This window comes from Actinomadura latina NBRC 106108, from assembly GCF_001552195.1.
Taxonomy (GTDB): domain Bacteria; phylum Actinomycetota; class Actinomycetes; order Streptosporangiales; family Streptosporangiaceae; genus Spirillospora; species Spirillospora latina.
This window is the reverse complement of sequence record NZ_BCQS01000006.1, coordinates 247610-265922: the sequence shown is the minus strand read 5'-3', so window position 1 is coordinate 265922 and position 18313 is coordinate 247610. Positions and strand designations below refer to the sequence as shown.

Annotated in this window: 24 protein-coding genes and 1 pseudogene; 8 read left to right on the top strand and 17 right to left on the bottom strand. The window is 70.6% G+C overall.

The genetic code is table 11. The features are described from left to right. Positions 1 to 136 precede the first annotated feature (136 nt). The 7 genes from AL2_RS11845 to AL2_RS11820 form a co-directional block, all read right to left on the bottom strand. Positions 137 to 3310: an FAD-binding and (Fe-S)-binding domain-containing protein gene (locus AL2_RS11845; protein WP_067632998.1), complete on the bottom strand. Its 3174-nt coding sequence runs from the start codon at positions 3308 to 3310 to the stop codon at positions 137 to 139. A gap of 51 nt (positions 3311 to 3361) precedes the next feature. Then, positions 3362 to 4492: an enolase C-terminal domain-like protein gene (locus AL2_RS11840; RefSeq protein WP_067632996.1), complete on the bottom strand. Its 1131-nt coding sequence runs from the start codon at positions 4490 to 4492 to the stop codon at positions 3362 to 3364. 118 nt (positions 4493 to 4610) lie between these two features. Beyond that, positions 4611 to 4982: a peptidoglycan-binding domain-containing protein gene (locus AL2_RS11835; protein WP_083946424.1), complete on the bottom strand. Its 372-nt coding sequence runs from the start codon at positions 4980 to 4982 to the stop codon at positions 4611 to 4613. Positions 4983 to 5015: 33 nt separating this feature from the next. Next, positions 5016 to 5186 carry a hypothetical protein gene (locus AL2_RS37375; protein WP_157438108.1) on the bottom strand — a complete coding sequence of 57 codons (171 nt, stop codon included), beginning with the start codon at positions 5184 to 5186 and terminating at the stop codon, positions 5016 to 5018. A 182-nt stretch (positions 5187 to 5368) separates the two neighbouring features. Continuing rightward, a complete protein-coding gene (locus tag AL2_RS11830) occupies positions 5369 to 5722 on the bottom strand; it encodes a hypothetical protein (protein WP_067632992.1) in 354 nt (117 codons plus the stop codon). Positions 5723 to 5731: 9 nt separating this feature from the next. Further along, positions 5732 to 6517: a hypothetical protein gene (locus AL2_RS11825; RefSeq protein WP_067632991.1), complete on the bottom strand. Its 786-nt coding sequence runs from the start codon at positions 6515 to 6517 to the stop codon at positions 5732 to 5734. 113 nt (positions 6518 to 6630) lie between these two features. After that, the gene (locus AL2_RS11820) at positions 6631 to 6870 is read right to left on the bottom strand and encodes a helix-turn-helix domain-containing protein (protein WP_168444580.1); all 240 of its coding nucleotides are present in this window, start codon (positions 6868 to 6870) and stop codon (positions 6631 to 6633) included. Positions 6871 to 7077: 207 nt separating this feature from the next. Here AL2_RS11820 and AL2_RS11815 point away from each other — a divergent pair, with 207 nt between their 5' ends. Continuing rightward, positions 7078 to 7590 (top strand): helix-turn-helix domain-containing protein, encoded by a 513-nt coding sequence (locus tag AL2_RS11815; RefSeq protein ID WP_067632985.1) that lies wholly within the window; start codon positions 7078 to 7080, stop codon positions 7588 to 7590. A gap of 104 nt (positions 7591 to 7694) precedes the next feature. Then, positions 7695 to 8438 (top strand): hypothetical protein, encoded by a 744-nt coding sequence (locus AL2_RS11810; protein ID WP_067632983.1) that lies wholly within the window; start codon positions 7695 to 7697, stop codon positions 8436 to 8438. A gap of 44 nt (positions 8439 to 8482) precedes the next feature. On the opposite strand, the gene AL2_RS37370 is transcribed toward AL2_RS11810, so the two are convergent. The 3 genes from AL2_RS37370 to dapE form a co-directional block, all read right to left on the bottom strand. Then, on the bottom strand, positions 8483 to 8656 hold the full coding sequence (locus AL2_RS37370; RefSeq protein WP_157438107.1) for a hypothetical protein: 174 nt from the start codon (positions 8654 to 8656) through the stop codon (positions 8483 to 8485). A 195-nt stretch (positions 8657 to 8851) separates the two neighbouring features. Next, positions 8852 to 9652, bottom strand: a complete 801-nt coding sequence (locus AL2_RS11805; RefSeq protein ID WP_067632982.1) for an LOG family protein — start codon at positions 9650 to 9652, stop codon at positions 8852 to 8854. Next, on the bottom strand, positions 9649 to 10725 hold the full coding sequence (gene dapE / locus AL2_RS11800; RefSeq protein ID WP_067632979.1) for a succinyl-diaminopimelate desuccinylase: 1077 nt from the start codon (positions 10723 to 10725) through the stop codon (positions 9649 to 9651). Before dapE ends, AL2_RS11805 begins: the two co-directional genes overlap by 4 nt. Before the next feature lie 28 nt (positions 10726 to 10753). On the opposite strand from dapE, the gene AL2_RS11795 reads away from it, so the two are divergent. Beyond that, entirely contained in the window at positions 10754 to 11428 is a 675-nt protein-coding gene (locus AL2_RS11795) for a 4'-phosphopantetheinyl transferase family protein (RefSeq protein ID WP_067633130.1), read from the top strand. A gap of 24 nt (positions 11429 to 11452) precedes the next feature. On the opposite strand, the gene AL2_RS11790 is transcribed toward AL2_RS11795, so the two are convergent. Continuing rightward, positions 11453 to 12289 (bottom strand): 2,3,4,5-tetrahydropyridine-2,6-dicarboxylate N-succinyltransferase, encoded by an 837-nt coding sequence (locus tag AL2_RS11790; protein WP_067632976.1) that lies wholly within the window; start codon positions 12287 to 12289, stop codon positions 11453 to 11455. A gap of 44 nt (positions 12290 to 12333) precedes the next feature. On the opposite strand from AL2_RS11790, the gene AL2_RS11785 reads away from it, so the two are divergent. From AL2_RS11785 to AL2_RS36225, 5 genes are all read left to right on the top strand, one after another. Beyond that, complete coding sequence (locus AL2_RS11785; RefSeq protein ID WP_245666558.1) at positions 12334 to 13251, top strand: hypothetical protein; 918 nt, start codon at positions 12334 to 12336, stop codon at positions 13249 to 13251. Between the two features lie 81 nt (positions 13252 to 13332). After that, positions 13333 to 13719 carry a type I restriction endonuclease gene (locus AL2_RS11780; protein ID WP_067632974.1) on the top strand — a complete coding sequence of 129 codons (387 nt, stop codon included), beginning with the start codon at positions 13333 to 13335 and terminating at the stop codon, positions 13717 to 13719. Between the two features lie 147 nt (positions 13720 to 13866). Next, positions 13867 to 14094 carry a type I restriction-modification enzyme R subunit C-terminal domain-containing protein gene (locus AL2_RS40060; protein WP_369688496.1) on the top strand — a complete coding sequence of 76 codons (228 nt, stop codon included), beginning with the start codon at positions 13867 to 13869 and terminating at the stop codon, positions 14092 to 14094. A 112-nt stretch (positions 14095 to 14206) separates the two neighbouring features. Continuing rightward, the gene (locus AL2_RS11775) at positions 14207 to 14809 is read left to right on the top strand and encodes a type IV toxin-antitoxin system AbiEi family antitoxin domain-containing protein (protein ID WP_067632972.1); all 603 of its coding nucleotides are present in this window, start codon (positions 14207 to 14209) and stop codon (positions 14807 to 14809) included. Beyond that, the gene (locus AL2_RS36225) at positions 14806 to 15195 is read left to right on the top strand and encodes a nucleotidyl transferase AbiEii/AbiGii toxin family protein (RefSeq protein ID WP_083946420.1); all 390 of its coding nucleotides are present in this window, start codon (positions 14806 to 14808) and stop codon (positions 15193 to 15195) included. The genes AL2_RS11775 and AL2_RS36225 overlap by 4 nt, the downstream gene beginning before the upstream one ends. Here AL2_RS36225 and AL2_RS38500 read toward each other — a convergent pair. The 6 genes and pseudogenes from AL2_RS38500 to AL2_RS38025 all read right to left on the bottom strand — a co-directional run. Beyond that, positions 15140 to 15673 (bottom strand): annotated as a pseudogene (locus AL2_RS38500) (IS3 family transposase); the annotation flags it as partial. The gene AL2_RS36225 and the pseudogene AL2_RS38500 overlap by 56 nt on opposite strands. A 61-nt stretch (positions 15674 to 15734) precedes the next feature. After that, positions 15735 to 15965: an IS3 family transposase gene (locus tag AL2_RS38495; protein WP_210747855.1), complete on the bottom strand. Its 231-nt coding sequence runs from the start codon at positions 15963 to 15965 to the stop codon at positions 15735 to 15737. Positions 15966 to 16062: 97 nt separating this feature from the next. Beyond that, a complete protein-coding gene (locus AL2_RS11765) occupies positions 16063 to 16443 on the bottom strand; it encodes a transposase (protein ID WP_067632970.1) in 381 nt (126 codons plus the stop codon). A gap of 108 nt (positions 16444 to 16551) precedes the next feature. Next, on the bottom strand, positions 16552 to 17211 hold the full coding sequence (locus AL2_RS11760; protein ID WP_174550834.1) for an IS630 family transposase: 660 nt from the start codon (positions 17209 to 17211) through the stop codon (positions 16552 to 16554). Beyond that, positions 17208 to 17654, bottom strand: coding sequence for a winged helix-turn-helix domain-containing protein (locus AL2_RS11755; protein WP_174550833.1), 447 nt, complete (start codon positions 17652 to 17654; stop codon positions 17208 to 17210). The genes AL2_RS11760 and AL2_RS11755 overlap by 4 nt, the downstream gene beginning before the upstream one ends. Before the next feature lie 94 nt (positions 17655 to 17748). Next, the gene (locus AL2_RS38025; RefSeq protein ID WP_169806469.1) at positions 17749 to 18306 is read right to left on the bottom strand and encodes a hypothetical protein; all 558 of its coding nucleotides are present in this window, start codon (positions 18304 to 18306) and stop codon (positions 17749 to 17751) included. Positions 18307 to 18313 lie beyond the last annotated feature (7 nt).

Below are 18313 nucleotides of genomic sequence, written 5' to 3'. Positions count from 1 at the left end.
CTACCGCCGAAGGCCATTCGCATTGACCGCCGGTATGGCCGGGAAGACCGGGACGACACCGAGTGCTGACCGGCCGCGGGGTTTGAACGGGGCGACGTTCGACACCACTCGTGCGTGGTTCAAGAATTCGACGTGGTCACCCGCAGGGCGTTCCGGGCCGCCGCAGGACGAGGCCGATCCCCGCCGCCGTGGCGGCGCCCGCCCCGACGACCGCGCCGACGCGGGCGGCGCGCCGGGACAGCGGCGGAGCCGGCTTCCTCGTGCGCCGCGCCTTCTCCGGCCTGCCGTCCACCGGGCCGCCGCTCTCGCGGGCGAGCTGCATGAGCTGCGCGATGTGCAGGGCGCGCCGCCCGGTCTTGGCGTCCTCGATCTGGGTCTTGCAGGAGAAGCCGTTGGCGACGATGGCCGTGCCGGCGCCGGCGTCCCGGACGGCGGGCAGCAGCGCCTGCTCGCCGCAGTCCATCGAGATGTCGTACTTGCCGTTCTCGAACCCCCAGGACCCGGCGAGGCCGCAGCAGCCGCCCTTGAGGCTCTCGGTCTCCAGCCCCATCTGCTCCAGGACCTTCTTCTCCGGGTCGACGCCGCCGGTGGCGCGGTGGTGGCAGTGCCCCCACAGCAGCGCCTTGCCGCCGCCCGGCAGCCGCGGCGGCGTGATGTCGTAGGTCTGGAAGAACTCGGCGAAGTGGTGCGCGTGCGCCGCGAGCCGGGCGGCGTCGTCGTCGTGCGGGAGGAGCTTGGTCAGCTCGTCCTTGAAGACGGCGAGGCAGCTCGGCTCCATGCCGACGACCGGTGTCCCGGCCCGGACGTACGGGCGCAGCGCGTCCAGCACGTTGTGCAGGTAGCGCTCGGCCATGTCGAGGAAGCCGTAGTCGTAGAGCGGCCGGCCGCAGCACACGTGCGTCTCCGGCATGACCACCTTCCAGCCGGCGGCCTCGATCGCCTCGACGCACGCCACGCCGACGTCGGTGTGGAAGTGGTTGTTGAACGTGTCGGGGAACAGGACGACCGGCCGCCCGTGCGGGTTCGCCGTCCCGCCGCGCTCGCGGAACCACCGCTGCAGCGTCATCGGCGCGAAGCGCGGCAGCGGGCGCCTGCGGTCGATGCCGGCGGCGAGCTTCGCCAGCCGGGCGAGGCCGGGCGTGTGGGTGGCGAGGTTCGCGACCTCCGGCATCCGGGCCGCGAGCCGGGACGCCTGGTCGATGAACCCGAACGCGTACGCGTACCGGGGCCGCCACCGCCGCGCCGACTTGTAGTGGTGGTACAGGAACTCGGCCTTGTACGTCGGGATGTCGACGTTGACCGGGCAGTCGTTCGTACAGCCCTTGCAGGCCAGGCAGAGGTCGAGGGACTCGGCGACCTCCTTGGACTGCCAGCCGTCGGTGATGACCTCGCCCTGCAGCATCTCGAACAGGAGCCGGGCGCGTCCGCGCGTGGTGTGCTTCTCCTCGCGGGTCACCTGGTAGCTCGGGCACATGGTGCTCTCGGCCCGCGGGACGCGGCACTCCCCGACGCCGACGCAGCGCAGCGCGGCGTGCGCGAAGTCGCCGCCGTCCTGCTTGTAGGCGAACTTCACCTCGGGGCGCGGCGGGTTGTAGTCGGCGCCCAGCCGCAGGTCCTCGTCCAGCCGGTAGGCGTCGATGACCTTGCCGGGGTTCATCTTGCCCTCGGGGTCCCAGATGCGCTTGAACTCGCGCATCGCCCGGATCAGCTCCGGGCCGTACTGGCGTTCGAGCAGCTCGCCGCGCTGCTGCCCGTCCCCGTGCTCGCCGGACACCGACCCGCCGTAGGAGGTGACGAGGTCGGCGGCGTCCTCCATGAATCGCCGGTAGGTGGCGATGCCTTCGGAGCTGCGCAGGTCGAAGCTCATCCGGGAGTGGATGCAGCCCTGCCCGAGGTGCCCGTACATGGCGCCGTCGATGCCGTGCTTGGCCATCACGCGGCGCAGCGCGCGGACGTACGGTCCCGTCTTGGACGGCGGGACCGCCGAGTCCTCCCAGCCCGGCCAGTGGTCCTTGCCCGGCGGGAACGCGGTGGAGCCGAGGCCGGCCTCGCGGATCTTCCACAGGTCCGCGCTCGCGCCGCCCTCCTGCTCGCTCTTGGCGGTGACGATCCGCTCGGGGGCGTACCCCTTCTCGCCGACGAGCCAGTCGACCAGGCTCCGGGCCTGGGCGACCGAGTCCTCCTCGGTGTCCGCGCCCATCTGGACGAGCAGCCAGGCGCCGCCGTCCTGGAGGGGCAGCTCCTCGATGTCGGAGATGTTCTTGCCCTGCTGCCGCTGGTCCTGGATGAGCTGGTCGTCGAGGGCCTCCAGCCCGATCGGCCGGAACCTCTCAATGATCTCGCCGGTGTGCTCGGCGGCGTCGGCGATGTCGTCGTACTCGATGACGACGAGGGTCCGCTGCAGCAGCGCCGGAGTGAGCAGGAGCACCGCCTGCAGCGCCGTCGCGCAGGTGCTCTCGGTGCCGCACAGGGCGCGGGCGACGTTGAACCCCTTCTCGGGGAGCAGTTCGTCCAGGTTGAACCCGGACACGCGGCGCGGCATCTCCTCCACCGACGGGAACCCGGCCCGGATGGCGTCGGCGTACCGGTTCCGCAGGTCGCGCAGCGCCGCGTAGATCTCGCCCTTGCGGCCGCCCGCGGCGATGATGTCGTCGAGGTCCTCCTCCTCGTCCACCCCCACCCAGAACCGGTCGCCGCCGTAGGTGACGACCTCAAGGGCGTGGACGTTGTCGGACGTGCGCGGCCCCGGCCCGTAAAGCTGCGACTGGACGGAGTGGATCCCGCACGAGTTGTTGCCGATGTTGCCGCCGATCACGCACCGGGAGTGCGAGGACGGGTCCGGCCCGAACACCAGGTTCTTCTTGCCGGTGTGCCGGTTGAGCTCCTCGTTGATGACGCCGGGCTCGCAGGTGACCCGCCGGTTCTCCTCGTCGAACTCGCCGATCCGCGTCAGGTACTTCGAGTGGTCGACGACGACCGCGTAGTTGACGGTCTCGCCGGACAGGCTCGTCCCGCCGCCCCGGTTCAGCACCGGCGCGCCGTACTCCGCGCAGATCCGGTGGACGGCCACCACGTCGTCCAGCGTCTTCGGGATCACGACGCCGATCGGCACCTGCCGGAAGTTCGACGCGTCGTTGGCGTACATGGCCTTCGATCCGCTGTCGAAGCGGACCTCCCCTTCGACGGCCTTCTCCAGCGCGCGGGCCAGCTTCCGGACCTGGACCACCTGCCGGCCGCGCGGCGGCCCGGGAACCGAGGGAGCCGTCTTCGCCGGCACCTGCCGCGTCTCGGCCACATGCGTCTTCGCCATGTACGTCGTCTCCGATCGTCGGTCGTTCTCCGGACCCGTCCGAGCGGGCCGCTAGGCCGGGCGGGCCCCGTACACCCGGCACGGCTCCGCGTCGTCCCACCTGACGTCCAGGCCGAGGCCGGGACGGTCGGCGGCGGGGCGGAGCGCGCCGTCCACCGGGCTGAGGTTCCCGTCGAAGAGCAGGTGCTCCACGCGGACGTGGTCGTGGAAGTACTCCAGGTGGCGGAGCCGCTTCACCGCGCAGAACGCGTGCGCGGACACCGCGGGCGCGCAGTGCGCCGACAGGTCGACCTGCCGCGCCGCCGACAGCCCGGCGATCTGCAGGAGGCCGGTGATGCCGCCGCAGCGGGTGACGTCGGCCTGCAGGCAGTCGACCGACGGCCCCGCCAGCAGGCCGGCGAAGTCCGTCAGCACGAACCCGTACTCGCCGGCGGCGATCTCGGTCCGTCCCGGCCCCTCCTCGCGGACGAGGCGCAGCCCGGTCGTGTCGTCGGAGGGCACCGGCTCCTCGAACCAGCGCACGTCCCACTCGTCGCCGAGGCGCCGCGCCCAGTACAGCGCCTCCTTGCGGGTCAGCGCCCCGTTGGCGTCGGTGAACAGCTGCGGCCCGGCGCCGATCGCCTCCCGGACGGCGGTGAGCCGCTGCGGGTCCTCGTCCTGGTGCCGCGAGATCTTCAACTTGACGCGGGGGATGCCCTGCTCGACCCAGCCGCCGAGCTGGGCGGTGAGCCGGTCCAGCGGGTAGTTCGTGAAGCCGCCGCTGCCGTAGACGGGCACCCGGTCGTGGAAGGCCGGAAGCACCTTGACCAGCGGGAGGTCGAGCAGCCGCGCCTTCAGGTCCCACAGCGCGATGTCGACGGCGGACACCGCCATCGCACCCACGCCGGGACGTCCCGCGTTGCGGATGGCGGCGAACATCCGGTCCCACGTCGCGGCCGGATCGAGGGCGTCGGAGCCCCGCGCGATCGACGCGAGCTTCGACTGGACGAACGCCGCGACCGAGACGTCCCCGTAGGTGTAGCCGATCCCGGTCTTCCCGCCGGCCCGCACCTCGACGAGGACCATGGTGGTCGAATCCCACTGGAGGGTGCCGTCCTCCTCCATCCCGTCCGGCCCGTCCGTCTGCACCTCGAAGGCGTGGACGGCGACGTCCCGGACCTCCACATCGGTCCCCGCGCGCATCGGCCCCTCCCTTCCACGTGCGTCTACTACCGCGGAAAGAGGGACCGAAACGAACGGGCCGGCCAGGGGATCAGCGGCCTCCGCGCGGGGCCGGCGGGCCGGCCGCACCTGGCGAGGGTCACTCCCAGGTCGCCGCCCACGTCGAGGCGTCGATCTCGCCGTCGCCGGCCAGGCCCGCGCGCTCCTGCACGGACTTGGCGACCTTGCTCGACCGCGGCCCGTACCAGCCGTCGACGCGCAGCGCGTACCCCTTCTTGCACGCCTGCCGCTGCCAGTGCTCGACGTCCATGCCGTGCATGATCGGCATCCCCGGGCCCGCGTACTTCAGCGTCCGGCGCGGGAACGGCGGCATGCCCTTGATCACCTGGACGAGGGTGCGGCGCGGCCGGCGGTGCTTGCCGCCGAACCCCCGCTGCAACCATGGCGCCCACTGGATCGACGCGGCGTACTCCGGCGCCGCGGCGGTCGTCCCCAGCACGTCTTGACTCATTGAATCCACCGTTCGTTTCTCTCTGTGCCGATATCAGCGCGGTGCCAGGCAGGGACCCGGCGACGCGGCCAGCCGGGACATCTCGACACCGATCACGCTCGCGCCGAGCAGGGCCAGCGCTATGACGCACACGATGAGCGCCAGGTCCGTCCACACCCGCGAGCGCCCGGGGACGGGCGCGATCTCGGGTTCGTGCAAGGTCATCTCTCGCTCCATGGGAGGTCGGGGAAGGGGAGGGAAAGGAGGGAAGGGAAGGCCGGCGGCCACGCCCGGGTGGCCGGCGTGGCCGCCGGCGACGGCGGATCTCCTCCCCCATCCGAGACCCGCCCCCGAAGGTCGTCCCCCTCTCCCCCACATCGGGGGACGACGTCGTTCTCAGCGGCGTCTCACCGCGGGTCCCAGCTGTGCAGCCGGACGACGCGGCGGAGCTGCTCGGCGTACGCGCCGGTGTCGTCGCGGGGCAGCGACTCCCAGCGCTTCGCCAGGTCGTAGCAGGCTTCGGTCAGCGAGCGGTGTTCGCGGAGCGCTTCGGTCCCCAGCACCTCGGCCCGGTTCTGCGCCGCGACCGCCTCGTCGCGCTGCGAGGCGATGAGCCGGACGGCCTTCTCCGCGCGGCCGAGCTGCGCCAGCGTCTCCGACGCCTTCCAGTGCAGCTGCCTGCGGCGCTGGACGGCGAGCGCCAGCACGCCCGCCAGGACGGCCGCGGCCAGGACGGCGTCCAGCGCGTGTTCCCCACTCACCGCGCCACCTCACATTCCGGAGGCGCTCTTGGGCCGTCCGCTCCGCCGCACCAGGGACACCACTCCCCCGGTGCGCGGCTGGGCCGGCTCCCGCTGCTCGGGCGGCTCCTCCTCGGGGGCGTCCTGGACGGCCGCGTCCCGCACCAAGGGCTCCTGCGCCTCCATGTCACCGGAGGGCGGCCAGGCCCGGACGGCGAGGACCTCGTCCAGCAGCGGCCACGCGATGGGGACGCCGTCCTCGTCGAGGAGGGTGAGCTGCCCCGCCTCGACGGAGCCGAGCAGGCCGATCTCCCGGGTGCCGTCGGCGTTGTCCACGCAGACCTGGCGGCCCATGAGCGCCGCGAAGGCGCGGGGCACGCCGGCCGGGACGTCCGGCTCCGGCATGAGCGGCGGGGGCGGGGCGCCGGTGCGCGCCCGCTCGTCCGCGTGCAGGGCGACGACGTGGGCGGCCGCGTACAGCGCGCGCATCGACTCGGCGAGGTGCCCGAACTGCGCGGCGGAGGCGTCCGGCGGCAGCGCCATCCGGATGCTGCCGATGGCGAGGCCGAGCCCGTCGTCCTCGCCGGCGACCTCGCGGATCTCGCCGGGGGACGGGACGGGGGCGGCGCCGTGCGCGATCGTCAGCAGGAACTTCGCCTCGGCGGCCAGCCCCTGGTGCCGGTGCAGGACCTCCATGATCTCGAAGGCGGCCTTGCGGTGGTTCTCCAGTTCCTCGTGGGCCCGTTCGATGGCGACCTCGTGCTCGGCGACGGACGCGGAGAGGTCGTTGATGGTGCCCTGGCTCAGCCAGTTCATCGGGCGCCTCCGGGGAGGGCGGGGCCGGAAGCGGCTTGGGAAGAGGGTGGTGCGGTGCTCATATGACTTTCCTTCTCGCGGGGCGGCGTACGGGTCTCGGCACCCGTGGGAGATCAGTTCGACCGATCCCAGCGTTCGGCCGGCTCGACCGGGCAGGCGCCCATGTCCTTGATCGCCTCAAGGTCCTCGTGGGCGAACCGGAAGAGGCGCTTGCCGTAGCGGCGATGCGGTATCTCTCCCCGGCTCGCCGCCCGGACGAGCCAGTCACGGGTGAACGACGTGAGCTCTGCGGCTTCCTGCGGTGTGTACAGCAGCCGTTCCACTGGGATCTCGCTGCCTGGAGCGCTTGACATGCCCGGAAGCGTAACGCATCTCAGCGCGTTGTGCAGCTTGAAAACGCGTTTTAACCATGCCATGTGTTGTTCGATGCACTCCGTTGTGCAGGGAACCGATGCTGACCCTCCAAAACGCGTTACGACTCGTCAAAGTCCGTTTTGCTCCGCTACACTTACGCACCGTGTCAGGCCGTCACCCCGCGACACAGAAGGAGCCTGATCACGTTGGACGACCTTGACGACAGGAACGACCCCGGCCACCCGCCGGAGGCGTGGCGGAGGCTGGGACAGATGGTCCGGCAGCGCCGGATCGAGCTGGGCTTCGGCTCCCAGGCCAGCCTCGCCGCGGAGGGCGGCCCGTCGCTGTCGGTGGTGAACAAGATCGAGACCGGCCGCGGGAGGGACTACACCGACCGCGTCATCATCCCCCTGGAGAACCGGCTCGGCTGGCGCCGCGGCAGCTTCCGCGCGATCCTCGACGGCGGCGACCCCGTCCGCGTGGACGCCCCCGCGCCCGCCCCCGCCGCGCCGGCCGCCGAGCACGGCAATGACGGCAACTATCCGGACGAGGTGGTGGGCGATCCCTTCCTGCGTTTCATCTGGGACGCGCCGGAAACCCTCGCCGACGATGAGGACAAATGGGCGGCGGTGACCGGCGTCCTGCTCAAGCGCATTCGCCCGGCACCCAGATCTCTCGGTGAGCAGCCAGATCCTCAGCAGAAGGCCGACAACATATAGCGTCGGCTCCTGGGTAGCAGGCGAATCTGCAATCCAGTTTTCTGTTTGAGCGATCGTGCTGCCGGGGGCGCGGCCGAACGCGGATGACGCGATCGGGAGACGTCATGGATTTTCCTGATGAACAGCGCCTCAAAGAGACCATCGAACGTCTGACCCGCGAGAACGCCAAACTGCGCACCCAACTGGCGGTGGCGCAGCAGTGGAACCCGCCCCTCGACCTCGAACAGGCGTTCCGGTCGGCTCAGGGCTGGCAGTGTCTCACGGTACCGCTCATGCCCGAAAAACCGACGCTCATCCTCATCAGCGGAATGCAGGACGAAAAGGACGGCCAGGAGGAGGGAGGCGACGACGAGGCCGGCGAAGTGTGGCGGCACCTGCAGACCGCGGCCGCGCCGCGCGGCCGGATCGGCCCGTTCGCGCGGGCCCACATGCCGAGCCGCCTGCTCGGCTACCTGCGCGAACAAAGCGGCCGCACCATCATCGTGCTCAACCGGGACCTGCGCCGCGGGCAGGTGTCGCGGGCCGCGCGCATGCTCCGGGAGAGCGCGAAAAGGGGCCGCTCGACAACCCGGTTCTTAGAACTGTCCGCCATTCCCCTGCTGAGCCTCTGCGCGCTGTTCCACGGCGACATGGCCAAAAGCGCGGTCGGCCTGTCCGCCGCGGCCGCGGCGGCGCCCGCGGCGACCATCATCCTGCCGGCCGCCGTGGCGTCCGCGATAAGCCCGCATCTGGACGTCCACACGATTACCGTCCGGCCCCAGCCCCCGTCGCACACCAGGTCGGTCGATAGGCCACCGGAGTGGCCGCAGGACCCCGCCCGTCCGCGCGGGATGAACCCGTCGCGCTGACGAAAGGGCGGCCTTCGGCCGGGGTGTTCGCTTCGTCCCCCTGGCTACTCGAAGTCGTCGGGGCTCAGATCCTCCATCCGCCCGCCGCGCCCTTCGGGGGAGTCCGGCCTGAACTCCTCCTCGGTGTGCTCCACCCCCGTCGCCGGCGCGCCGCTCACCTGCTCCTCCGGCTCGCGCATGCCCTCGTCGGCGCTTTCCCCGGGCGTCCGCTCTGTCATGACCTGTCCCCCCTTTTGCGCCGTCAGCCCTCTTTGCGCTGTCAGCGCCGCCCTACCCGGCCACGTCCCGCTCACACGGGACGCCCACGCCCGGCCGGGTCAGCCCTTCAGGGTGCCGGCGGCGTTGCGGATGGCGTCGCCGGCGGCGGCCTCGACCTCGTCGAACAGCCGCCGGATCTCGGTGGCGGCGCGGGGTCACTCGCCGGCGGCCTCCTTGGCGCCGGCCTGGGCGCGGGCCTCGATGATCTCCTGCTCGGCGCGGGTGTGACCCTCGACGATGATGCGGACGACCTCCTCCGGGTCGTCGGTGAGGTGGACGAGGTCGATGTCCTGGGGGGAGATCTTGCCGCTGGGCAGCATGGAGGTCTTGACCCAGTCGAGCAGGCCGCCCCAGAACTCCGTGCCGACCAGCACGATCGGGAAGCGGGTGATCTTCCCGGTCTGGACGAGGGTGATCGCCTCGAACAGCTCGTCGAGGGTGCCGAAGCCGCCGGGCAGCACCACGAACGCCTGCGAGTACTTCACGAACATCGTCTTGCGGACGAAGAAGTACCGGAACTCGATGCCGATGTCGACGTGGTCGTTGAGCCGCTGCTCGAACGGCAGCTCGATGCCGAGGCCGACGGACAGGCCGCCGCTCTCGTCGCAGCCCCGGTTGGCCGCCTCCATGATCCCCGGGCCGCCGCCGGTGACGACGGCGTACCCGGCCTCGTGCAGGCGGGAGCCGATGTCGACGGCGAGCTTGTACTCGGGGGAGTCGGGCTTGGTGCGGGCGCTGCCGAACACGCTGACCGCCTTCGGCAGCTCGGCGAGCAGGCCGAAGCCCTCCACGAACTCCGCCTGGATCCGCAGCACGCGCCAGGGGTCGGCGTGCACCCAGTCGACCGGGCCGCGGCCGTCGAGCAGCCGCTGGTCGGTGGTGGTCTTCGGGACGGCCCGTCCCCGCAGCGTGGCCGGGCCCTGACGGCGCGACGGGGAATCCGGATTCAAAGTCATGGGGCCACGGTAGTAGGACCGGCCAGCCACGTGCGCATACGTTGCTCGCACTCGATGATGAGGGGGGTCTCGACGTATTCGTCCCTGGTGTGGGCGAGGGTGGGCTCACCGGGCCCGTAGTTGACGGCCGGGACGCCGAGTTCGGAGAAGCGCGCGACGTCCGTCCAGCCGAGCTTGGCGCGCACTTCGGCCCCGCTGGACGCGACGAACGCCGCGGCGGCCGGGTGCGTCAGGCCAGGCCGGGCGGCGGACGCGGCGTCCGTGACCGTCACCTCGAAGCCCGCGAAGATTTCCCGAAGGTACGCCTCCGCGTCGGCGACTGACTTATCAGGCGCGAACCGGTAGTTCACGGTGACGACGCATTCGTCCGGGATGACGTTCCCGGCGACGCCGCCCGAGATGAACACGGCGTTCAGGCCCTCGTGGTATTCGAGGCCGTCCACAACCGGACGCGCCGGCTCGTACGCGCGCAGCACGTCCAGGATCCGCCCGGCAGCGTGGACGGCGTTCGACCCCATCCAGGCGCGCGCGCTGTGCGCCCGCTCCCCCCTCGCTGTGACCTCGACCCGCATCGTCCCCTGGCAGCCGCCCTCGATCTGCGCGCCCGTCGGCTCCAGCAGCACGGCGAAGTCCCCCGCGATCAGCTCGGGACGCGCCGCCGCGAGCCTGCGCAGCCCGTTGCGCTCGGCCTCGATCTCCTCGCACTCGTAGAAGACGTACGTGACGTCGCGGCCGGGCTCGGGGACGGTGGCGGCGAGGCGCAGCGCGACGGCGACGCCGCTCTTCATGTCGGTCGTGCCGCACCCGTAGAGCCGGTCCCCCTCCGTCCGCGCCGGAAGGTTGCCGTTCAGCGGGACGGTGTCGAGGTGCCCCGCCAGGACGACCCGCTCCCCCCGTCCCAGCTCGGTACGGGCGACGACGTTGTTGCCGGCGCGCTCCACCGCCAGGTGCGGGAGCGCCCGCAGCGCCTCCTCGACGGCGTCGGCGAGGGACTCCTCCGCCCCGCTGACCGATTCGATGTCGACGATCGCCGCCGTAAGGTCCACCACGTCCGCGAAGAGATCCAGCCCCATGCCCAAGTCCTATCATCACGGTGTGGAGATGCTGGAGTGCGCCGTCCGCTGGGCGGCCCCCGTGGACGAGCCGCCGATGCGCGCCCTGCTGGACGACGGGGAACGCGACCGCTACGACCGTTTCATCCGCGCGGAGGACAAGGCCCGCTTCGTCACCGGCCGCTTCCTCGCCCGCACCGCCCTGGCCGAGGCGACGGGCCTGGCCCCGCAGAGCATCCGGTTCACCACCGGCTGCCCGCACTGCGGCGCCGCGCACGGCAAGCCCCGCCTGCCCGGCAGCGGCCTCGACTTCTCCCTCTCCCACTCCGGCGACCGGGTCGTCCTCGTCCTGGCCGAGGGCGCCGAGGTCGGGGTGGACGTGGAGCGGGAGAGCGACCGCGACATCGACCGCCTCGCCGAGATGGTCCTCAACGCCGCCGAGCGCGCGGCCCTCGCCGCCATGGCCGACCGGAGGCGCGGCTTCCACGCCTACTGGTCCCGCAAGGAGGCCCTGCTGAAGGCCACCGGGCACGGCCTGGCGGCCCCGATGACGGCCATCCACGTCTCCGCCCCCGACGACCCGGCCGAGGTCATCGCCTGGGACGACGAGGCGGCGGTCTCCCCGGTCCGCCTCGCCGACCTGACGCCGGGCCCCGGCTACGCGGCCTCCGCCGCCATCCTGACGGCCCGGCCCCTCAAGATCGTCGAGACCCGCTTCGACTGACGGCCGGGCCCGTCCCGTCTCGGCTCAGGTGTTGATGCCGTGGTCGCGAAGGATGTCGTTGAGGGACGCCTTGTCGTGGCGCTGCCCCTCCTCCAGCCGCTTCAGGATGAGCACGGCCGGCAGCCCGAACGTGCCGCCCTTGAACTCCTTGTAGCGGGTGCCTCCGACGGCGACGCACCAGTCCGGGATGCGGCCGCGGCTGATCTCCTCCCCGGTCTCGACGTCGATGACGGGCATGGACGCCGACAGGTTGGTGCCGGAGCCGACGACGGCGCCCTTCCCGACCCGCGCGCCCTCGACGATCATCGAGCGGCTGCCGATCATGGCCTCGTCCTCGATGATCACCGGCTTGGCGTTCGGCGGCTCCAGCACGCCGCCGATGCCGACGCCGCCGGACAGGTGGACGTTCTTGCCGATCTGCGCGCAGGAGCCCACGGTGGCCCAGGTGTCGACCATGGTGCCGGAGTCGACGTAGGCGCCGATGTTGGTGAAGGACGGCATCAGCACGACGCCGGGCGCGAGGTAGGCGCCCCAGCGGGCGATGGCGCCGGGGACGACCCGGACGCCGTCCAGCCGGCTCTTCAGCGGGATGCGGTCGTGGTAGCGGAAGTCGCCCACCTGGGCCCGCGCCATGCCGAGGACCTTGAAGCTCAGCAGGATCGCCCGCTTGGCCCGCTCGTCGACGACGACGTCGTCGGTCGCGGGGTCGATGTGGGCGACGCGGGCGTCGCCCGTGTCGATCTGGTCGACGGCGGCCACGATGGCGGCGCGGGCGTCGGCGTCGTCCGGGGTGAGGTCGGCGCGCCGCTCCCACAACTCGTCGATCACGCCGGAGATCGGGCTGGTGAACGTTTCGGTCATGCCTCATGAGCTTAGTGGGGCCCAACTCCCGGTACCTTCTTCGCGTGGCTGTTTGGGCGAGGATGAGGGAGCGCCCCGAGGAGGGCGCGGACGGTGGCGGGCGCCGCCGCGGCCTGCGCTGGGCGGTGGGCCTGGCCGTCGTCGTGATGCTGCTGACCGTGGGCGGGTTCGTGCTGTTCGACCGGGCGCGCCCGTACCTGCACGGGTCCGGCTGCGAGGCGCGGACGAGCCAGGGGACGATGCCGCTCGACCTGGAGCAGGCCGCGAACGCCGCGACCATCGCCGCGGTCGCGTTCCGCAAGCGGCTGCCCGAGCGCGCCGCGGTGATCGCCTACGCGACCGCGATGCAGGAGTCGCACATCCGCAACCTGCCGGGCGGCGACCGCGACTCGGTGGGCATGTTCCAGCAGCGCCCCTCGCAGGGCTGGGGCACCCCGGACAAGCTCCGCGACCCCGTCCTCGCGACCAGCAAGTTCTTCGACGCCCTGGTGAAGGTGAACGACTACCTGGACCGCGACCTGCACGACGCGGCGCAGAAGGTGCAGCGCAGCGCGGACGGCACCGCCTACGCCCAGCACGAGCCGGACGGGAAGCTGCTCGCGGCGGCGTTCACCGGCCGGGAGCCGGCCGCGGCGCGCTGCTGGTTCCCGCCGGACAAGAAGACCGCGTCCCGCCGCCCGGCGGCGATCCGGGAGATGCGCCGCGCGTTCGGCAGCCGGCTCGAGGTCGGCGGCCCGAGCCCGCTGACCGAGGGCGCGAAGTCCGGCCCGGACTCCTGGAACGCGGCGAAGGCGAGCAGCACCCGCGAGGGCTGGGCGGTCGCGGCGTGGGCCGTCACGCACGCGCAGGTGTACGGCCTCACCGAGGTCCGCTACGCCGGAAAGCACTGGGAGGCCGACGCCGGCCACGACGGCTGGACCGACGACAAGGACGCCCCGAAGGCCACCGTCATCGTCCAGTAGCCGACGGCCGAGAAGGGCCAACTCTGCGGCCGAAGAGCGATCGGACCGAGAATGTCAGCCGCCTCAGGTAAGAATGGTGCGGTGACGTCCAGATTCCAGGACCCCCTTGAGGACGAGACCTGCCGCCGCTTCGTGCTCCCCGCCCTGGAACAGGCCGACTGGCAGGAAGATCAGATCCACCCCCAGTATCCGATGACCCGGGGGCCGCATCCGCGCGCCCGCCGCCATCCGCAAGAACGGCCGCTGAAGGCCGACTATGTGCTGTCGTCCTCCGACGGGCAGCCGATCGCCGTCATCGAAGCAAAGCGATCACGCAAAGATCCGGCGAACGGCTTCGAGCAGGTCAAACGGTACGCCCGCCTGCTGGACGTCCCTTTCGCCTACACAACGAACGGGCATCGCCAGGTCACGCAGTGGGGCAGCGCCTTCTACGTGTCCGACACCAGCGCCGGGGCGGCCGTCGGCTGATCGAGTAGGAGCAGTTCGTCCGGGGCCAGGTCATCAAGCTGAACCTGGAGCCGCATCAACTCCTGGGCGCTGGGCGCACGCCAAGAGCAGGCAGGAACCCGCAAAAATGCCGACCGAGAGCCACACCGTCCCGGAGGACCTCGCCGAGTGGGCGGGACGGCCGGACACCGACACGATCGACCTGCTGCTGTACCTGGCGCGGGAGATCCCCTCCTGTCGCGGTCGGAGCGAGCACGGCGGGTGGCGGTCCGGCACCACGACTTCCTCGACTCGTTCGCCCCCAAGGCTCGCGAGGTGCTCGATAGAGTTCTGGACCAGTACGCCGCGCGCGAGGCCGAAGAACTGGAGATCCGAGCACTGCGCTCGACGAGTTGAACACGCTGGTCCACGAGGCGTCCTGAACCTCAATCTCTCTTTTAGTTTGAAGCAGACACGCTGCATCAAACTAAAAGTGACTTGAAGGTGCAACGACGTTAGGGTCGCCTGTATGCGGCAGCGGGACGACGAGCCTCGCGCCCGGCTGTGGCGCCGGGCGGCGCGCCAGCGCGGCTACTTCACCGCCGCACAGGCCCTGGAGGACGGTTACTCCTACCAGTCGCAGTACTTCCATGTGCAGCGCGGCAACTGGACGCGCGTCAATCGGGGTGTCTACCGCTTCCGCGAGTTCGCCGACCTGCCGACCGGCGAGAACGATCACCTCGTCCGCTGGACGCTCTGGAGCCGCGACCTGGCGGTGGTGTCGCACAGCACCGCGCTCGTCGTGCACGACCTGGGCATCGCCAACCCCGTCGAGATCCACCTGACCGTCCCGCCCGGTTTCCGGCAGCGGGACCCAGCGGTGGTCGTCCACCGCGCCGAGCTTTCCCCCGAGGAGATCGAAGAGCATGAGGGGTTCCGGGTGACCGCACCCGTCCGCGCCATCGCCGAGTCCGCCGCAGACGGGCTCGATCAGGACGCGATCGACTCGGCCGTAGCCGAACTTCTCGACCGGGGGGCCGCCACCAAGGGCCAACTCCTGCGGGCCGCTCAACGCTTGGGCGCCCGCGCGGAACTTGCCGTGCAGCGAGCCTTTCAGGCGGAAAGGCCATGAGCCGCTACGCCACCGCGGTCGATCTGCGGCGCGCCCTGGAGGCCCGGCTCAGGCAGCGTGCGGACGAGTCCGGCACGGACCTCAGCCGCCTGCGCCGCGTCGCGGTGTTCGACCGGATCGCCGCCCGGCTGTCCGCCGCCGAACGGGGTTGGGTACTCAAAGGGGGCGCCTCCCTTGAGTTCCGCTTGGGCGCCCGCGCACGCGCGACGAAGGACATCGACCTGGCTCTGCCGGACGGGCCGTGCGATGGCGACGACCTCCGCGAGGAACTGATCGAGACACTCGCGGTGGACGTCGACGGTGTCAATCCCCTGAAAGTGTGGAGACGATCTATGCCACTTCGGTCCCGGCGTAGCCGGCTGTCGTGGCCTTCCTCTTCTCGGTGATCTGCTGCTCGAACACCACCGGTGGTAGCCCGTTGTTGGCGCTGTGTCGGCGCCGGGTGTTGTAGAACCCGGTGATCCAGGTCGCGATCTTCAGCCGGGCCTCGGCTCTGGTCGCGAAGTGCTGCCGGTGGACGTACTCGACCTTCAGGGTGGAGTTGAACGCCTCGGCCGGTGCGTTGTCGAGCGCGCAGCCGACCCGGCCCATCGACTGGGTGACGCCCAGGCGGCGGCAGGCGGCCTGGTGGCGGGACGCGGTGTACTCGCTGCCGCGGTCGGAGTGGAAGATCACCCCGTCCACGTCACCGCCGCGGGTGGCCGCCGCCATCTGCAGCGACGCGATCGTCAGGTCCGCGTCATGGTGCTGCGACATCGCGTATCCCAGCAGCCGGCGGGCGAACATGTCCTCCACCGTGGCCAGGTACAGCGGCCCCTCGTCGGTGTCGATCTGCGTCACGTCCCCGACCCCAGCACGTCGGGCGCGACGGCGTTGAAGTTGCGGCGCACCAAATCCGGGGCCGCCGCCCGCCTGCCCTGGCGGGTCAGCGACCGGCGCCTGCGCGGACCGGGCCGCCCGGCCAGCCGAGCTCGGCCATCCGCGCCGCCACCGTGTTCACCGACACCCGCCAGCCCTCTTCGCGCAGGTCGTCGGTGATCCGCGGTGACCCGTAGGTGCCGCCGGAGGCCTCGAAGGACCGGCGGATCGCCTCATCCAGCTCGACCCGCCGCCGCTCCCGCGGGTGGGGGCCTGGCCCCCGATGCGCCGCCTCCACTTGTAGAACCAGGACTGCGAGACGCCCAGCGCCCGGCAGGCCACGGCGTGGGGGACGTCATGGCCGGTCTTCTGGTCGGCGATGAAGGCCGCCACGCTCACCGGCCCTCCGCCTCCTTCACCCAGAGGACCACTGATCGCTTGAGGACATCACGCTCCATCTCCAGCTGAGCGCGCTCGGCCTCCCACACGGCCTTCTCCTCAGCGTGCCGCCGGGCCATCTCGGCCTTCTGCCGACGCAGCCGCGCCAGCTCCTCACGCTCGGACCCGCTCAACCCCGAGCCCTTCGACTTGGACAGGGCGCCGCCTCCGTTCCCGCCAGAACCAGCCAACCGATCCTTCTTCACCCAGTTGTGCAGCGTGTACTGGTTGATTCCCAGGTCACGAGCCACCTGCGCAACCGGCCTGCCGGTCTCCTGCACGATGCGCACCGCTCCGGCCCGGAACTCCGGATCGAACGAGCGTCTCTCGGTATCCAACGACCCAACCTTCTCCCAGGTTCGGTCTCCACGATCTCAGGGGAGGCGCAGACTCGGCCACCGCGGCCTCCGTGTTCTCTTCGGTCGTCATCAGGTGTCACTCCTTGATCAGGAGTTACACCGGAAACCGTACAGTCCCGGGTTAAAATTGGTGATGGCGGATGTGGTGTTGAGGGTGAGGCCTGTGGTGGTCAGGCAGCCGTCGAGCACGTCGGGGTGGTGCTGGATGACTTTGAGGCGGTGTTTGATCATGTGGGTGAGGTGGTCCAGGTCGGTGGCCAGGAAGTTGGCCATGGAGCGTTTCAGCAGGGACCACACGCTCTCGGCGGGGTTGAGGTCGGGGGCGTAGGCCGGTAGGTAGAACACCGTGAGCCAGTCGGCGTGGGCGTCGATGAACTCCCGCATCGACTTTGAGTGGTGGATGTTCAGGTTGTCCCAGACCAGCACGATCTTCCCGCCGGGTAACTGCTGGTGGGCGGCCTGCAGCAGCACTTTGTACTCGTTCAGGGTGAAGGCGGCGCGTTCGCCTTGGCGGCGGCGGTAGTGGTGCAGCCGGTAGATCAGCCGGGGCCGCATCCCCGGGCGGTAGCAGACCATCCCGGCGACCGAGACCCGTCCGCCGTGGTCGCCGCCGTGCACCCTCACCTGCGGCCGGTGTCCCCGCCGGCTCCAGGAGCGTTCACCGGGCGGCCTGAGCCCCTGACCCGTTTCGTCTTGGAAACAGATCCAGGCACCCAGGTCGCCCGCGGTGGTTCCACCTGCGGTCACACCTGCGTCTTCCACACTTCGATGGCATGGTCGTCGCGTTCGATCGCACGGCGCCCGGGGACCTGGACCGACCAGCCGTTGCGGCGCAGCAGCAGCGACACCCCCGGCAGGGTGTACTCGATCCCGAACAGGCTCCTGATCAGTGCCGCGATCCGGCCCAGCGTCCACCGCTGGTCATCGGCATAGCCGTGCGCGGCCGGCCCGCGGTTCAGTTCGGCCTCCAACCGGGCGAAGGCGGCCCCGTCCAGCCGCGCCCGCCGATGCGGACCTTTGGACCGCAACGCCTCGGGCCCGCCCTGACGCCAGGCCTGCCGCCACTTCTCCACCTGCCGCACACCGACCCGCAACTCCGCAGCGATCCACGCGTTGGGCCGACGCTCACCGAACCACTGCGCGGCCTGCATCCGAATCTGTTCTCGCCGTTCACGGCCCGCGTCGGTCATCCCGCCGCCCTGGGGGTATCTGGCCATGTCACCGGCATACGCCCACACCACCGGCCCGTCCACTCACCAAACCGCCATGACTCATTAACCCTGGTTAGCGCTGATCAGCGGAACGGTACCGCCCGCTTTGAAGATCCACGCACACCTGCGGACCATCCATCTGGGAAATCGCCACACTTTCACTCTCCCAGCGCACTTCAGTGATGACGTCGAGATCCACTCGCCAATCAATCTCGCCACTGCTGCGCACAGCAAAAATGCCAACTTCGGCCAGGACGATTATCCTGTCAAGGCTAGGCACAAGTCGCAGGCCGGCAAAATGCGAATCAAGATTGATCTCCCGGTCGATCGCCATGCTGGGCGATATCCGGTACAGGTGCGCATTGCAGCCTACCCAGTATGCCCCACCCCACTCACGCCCCAGAATCGTCGGTGACTCAAATTCTGAGTCCATTTGTATTCCTACCGTCGATCTATGATTTGACTCGCCAACCATGTCCGACCGGGAGAAGATGAATACGCGGCCAGCACCCGACCCATACTCGTTCGCAATTTCGAGATCAGCGAACGATCCTGCGCGTGCCTCGCCTGAACTCGACCACACGGAGCACATGATCTCGCTATCGTCGATTGAAATCACAATCATTGACACGCCCGCT

Bases quoted from the DNA above. Each gene is read 5' to 3' on its own strand.
- AL2_RS11845 (WP_067632998.1), bottom strand. From the start codon at position 3,310: ATGGCGAAGACGCATGTGGCCGAGACGCGGCAGGTGCCGGCGAAGACG.
- AL2_RS11840 (WP_067632996.1), bottom strand. From the start codon at position 4,492: ATGCGCGCGGGGACCGATGTGGAGGTCCGGGACGTCGCCGTCCACGCC.
- AL2_RS11835 (WP_083946424.1), bottom strand. From the start codon at position 4,982: ATGAGTCAAGACGTGCTGGGGACGACCGCCGCGGCGCCGGAGTACGCC.
- AL2_RS37375 (WP_157438108.1), bottom strand. From the start codon at position 5,186: ATGACCTTGCACGAACCCGAGATCGCGCCCGTCCCCGGGCGCTCGCGG.
- AL2_RS11825 (WP_067632991.1), bottom strand. From the start codon at position 6,517: ATGAACTGGCTGAGCCAGGGCACCATCAACGACCTCTCCGCGTCCGTC.
- AL2_RS11820 (WP_168444580.1), bottom strand. From the start codon at position 6,870: ATGTCAAGCGCTCCAGGCAGCGAGATCCCAGTGGAACGGCTGCTGTAC.
- AL2_RS11810 (WP_067632983.1), top strand. From the start codon at position 7,695: ATGGATTTTCCTGATGAACAGCGCCTCAAAGAGACCATCGAACGTCTG.
- AL2_RS37370 (WP_157438107.1), bottom strand. From the start codon at position 8,656: ATGACAGAGCGGACGCCCGGGGAAAGCGCCGACGAGGGCATGCGCGAG.
- AL2_RS11805 (WP_067632982.1), bottom strand. From the start codon at position 9,652: ATGACTTTGAATCCGGATTCCCCGTCGCGCCGTCAGGGCCCGGCCACG.
- dapE (WP_067632979.1), bottom strand. From the start codon at position 10,725: ATGGGGCTGGATCTCTTCGCGGACGTGGTGGACCTTACGGCGGCGATC.
- AL2_RS11795 (WP_067633130.1), top strand. From the start codon at position 10,754: ATGCTGGAGTGCGCCGTCCGCTGGGCGGCCCCCGTGGACGAGCCGCCG.
- AL2_RS11790 (WP_067632976.1), bottom strand. From the start codon at position 12,289: ATGACCGAAACGTTCACCAGCCCGATCTCCGGCGTGATCGACGAGTTG.
- AL2_RS11775 (WP_067632972.1), top strand. From the start codon at position 14,207: ATGCGGCAGCGGGACGACGAGCCTCGCGCCCGGCTGTGGCGCCGGGCG.
- AL2_RS36225 (WP_083946420.1), top strand. From the start codon at position 14,806: ATGAGCCGCTACGCCACCGCGGTCGATCTGCGGCGCGCCCTGGAGGCC.
- AL2_RS11755 (WP_174550833.1), bottom strand. From the start codon at position 17,654: ATGACCGACGCGGGCCGTGAACGGCGAGAACAGATTCGGATGCAGGCC.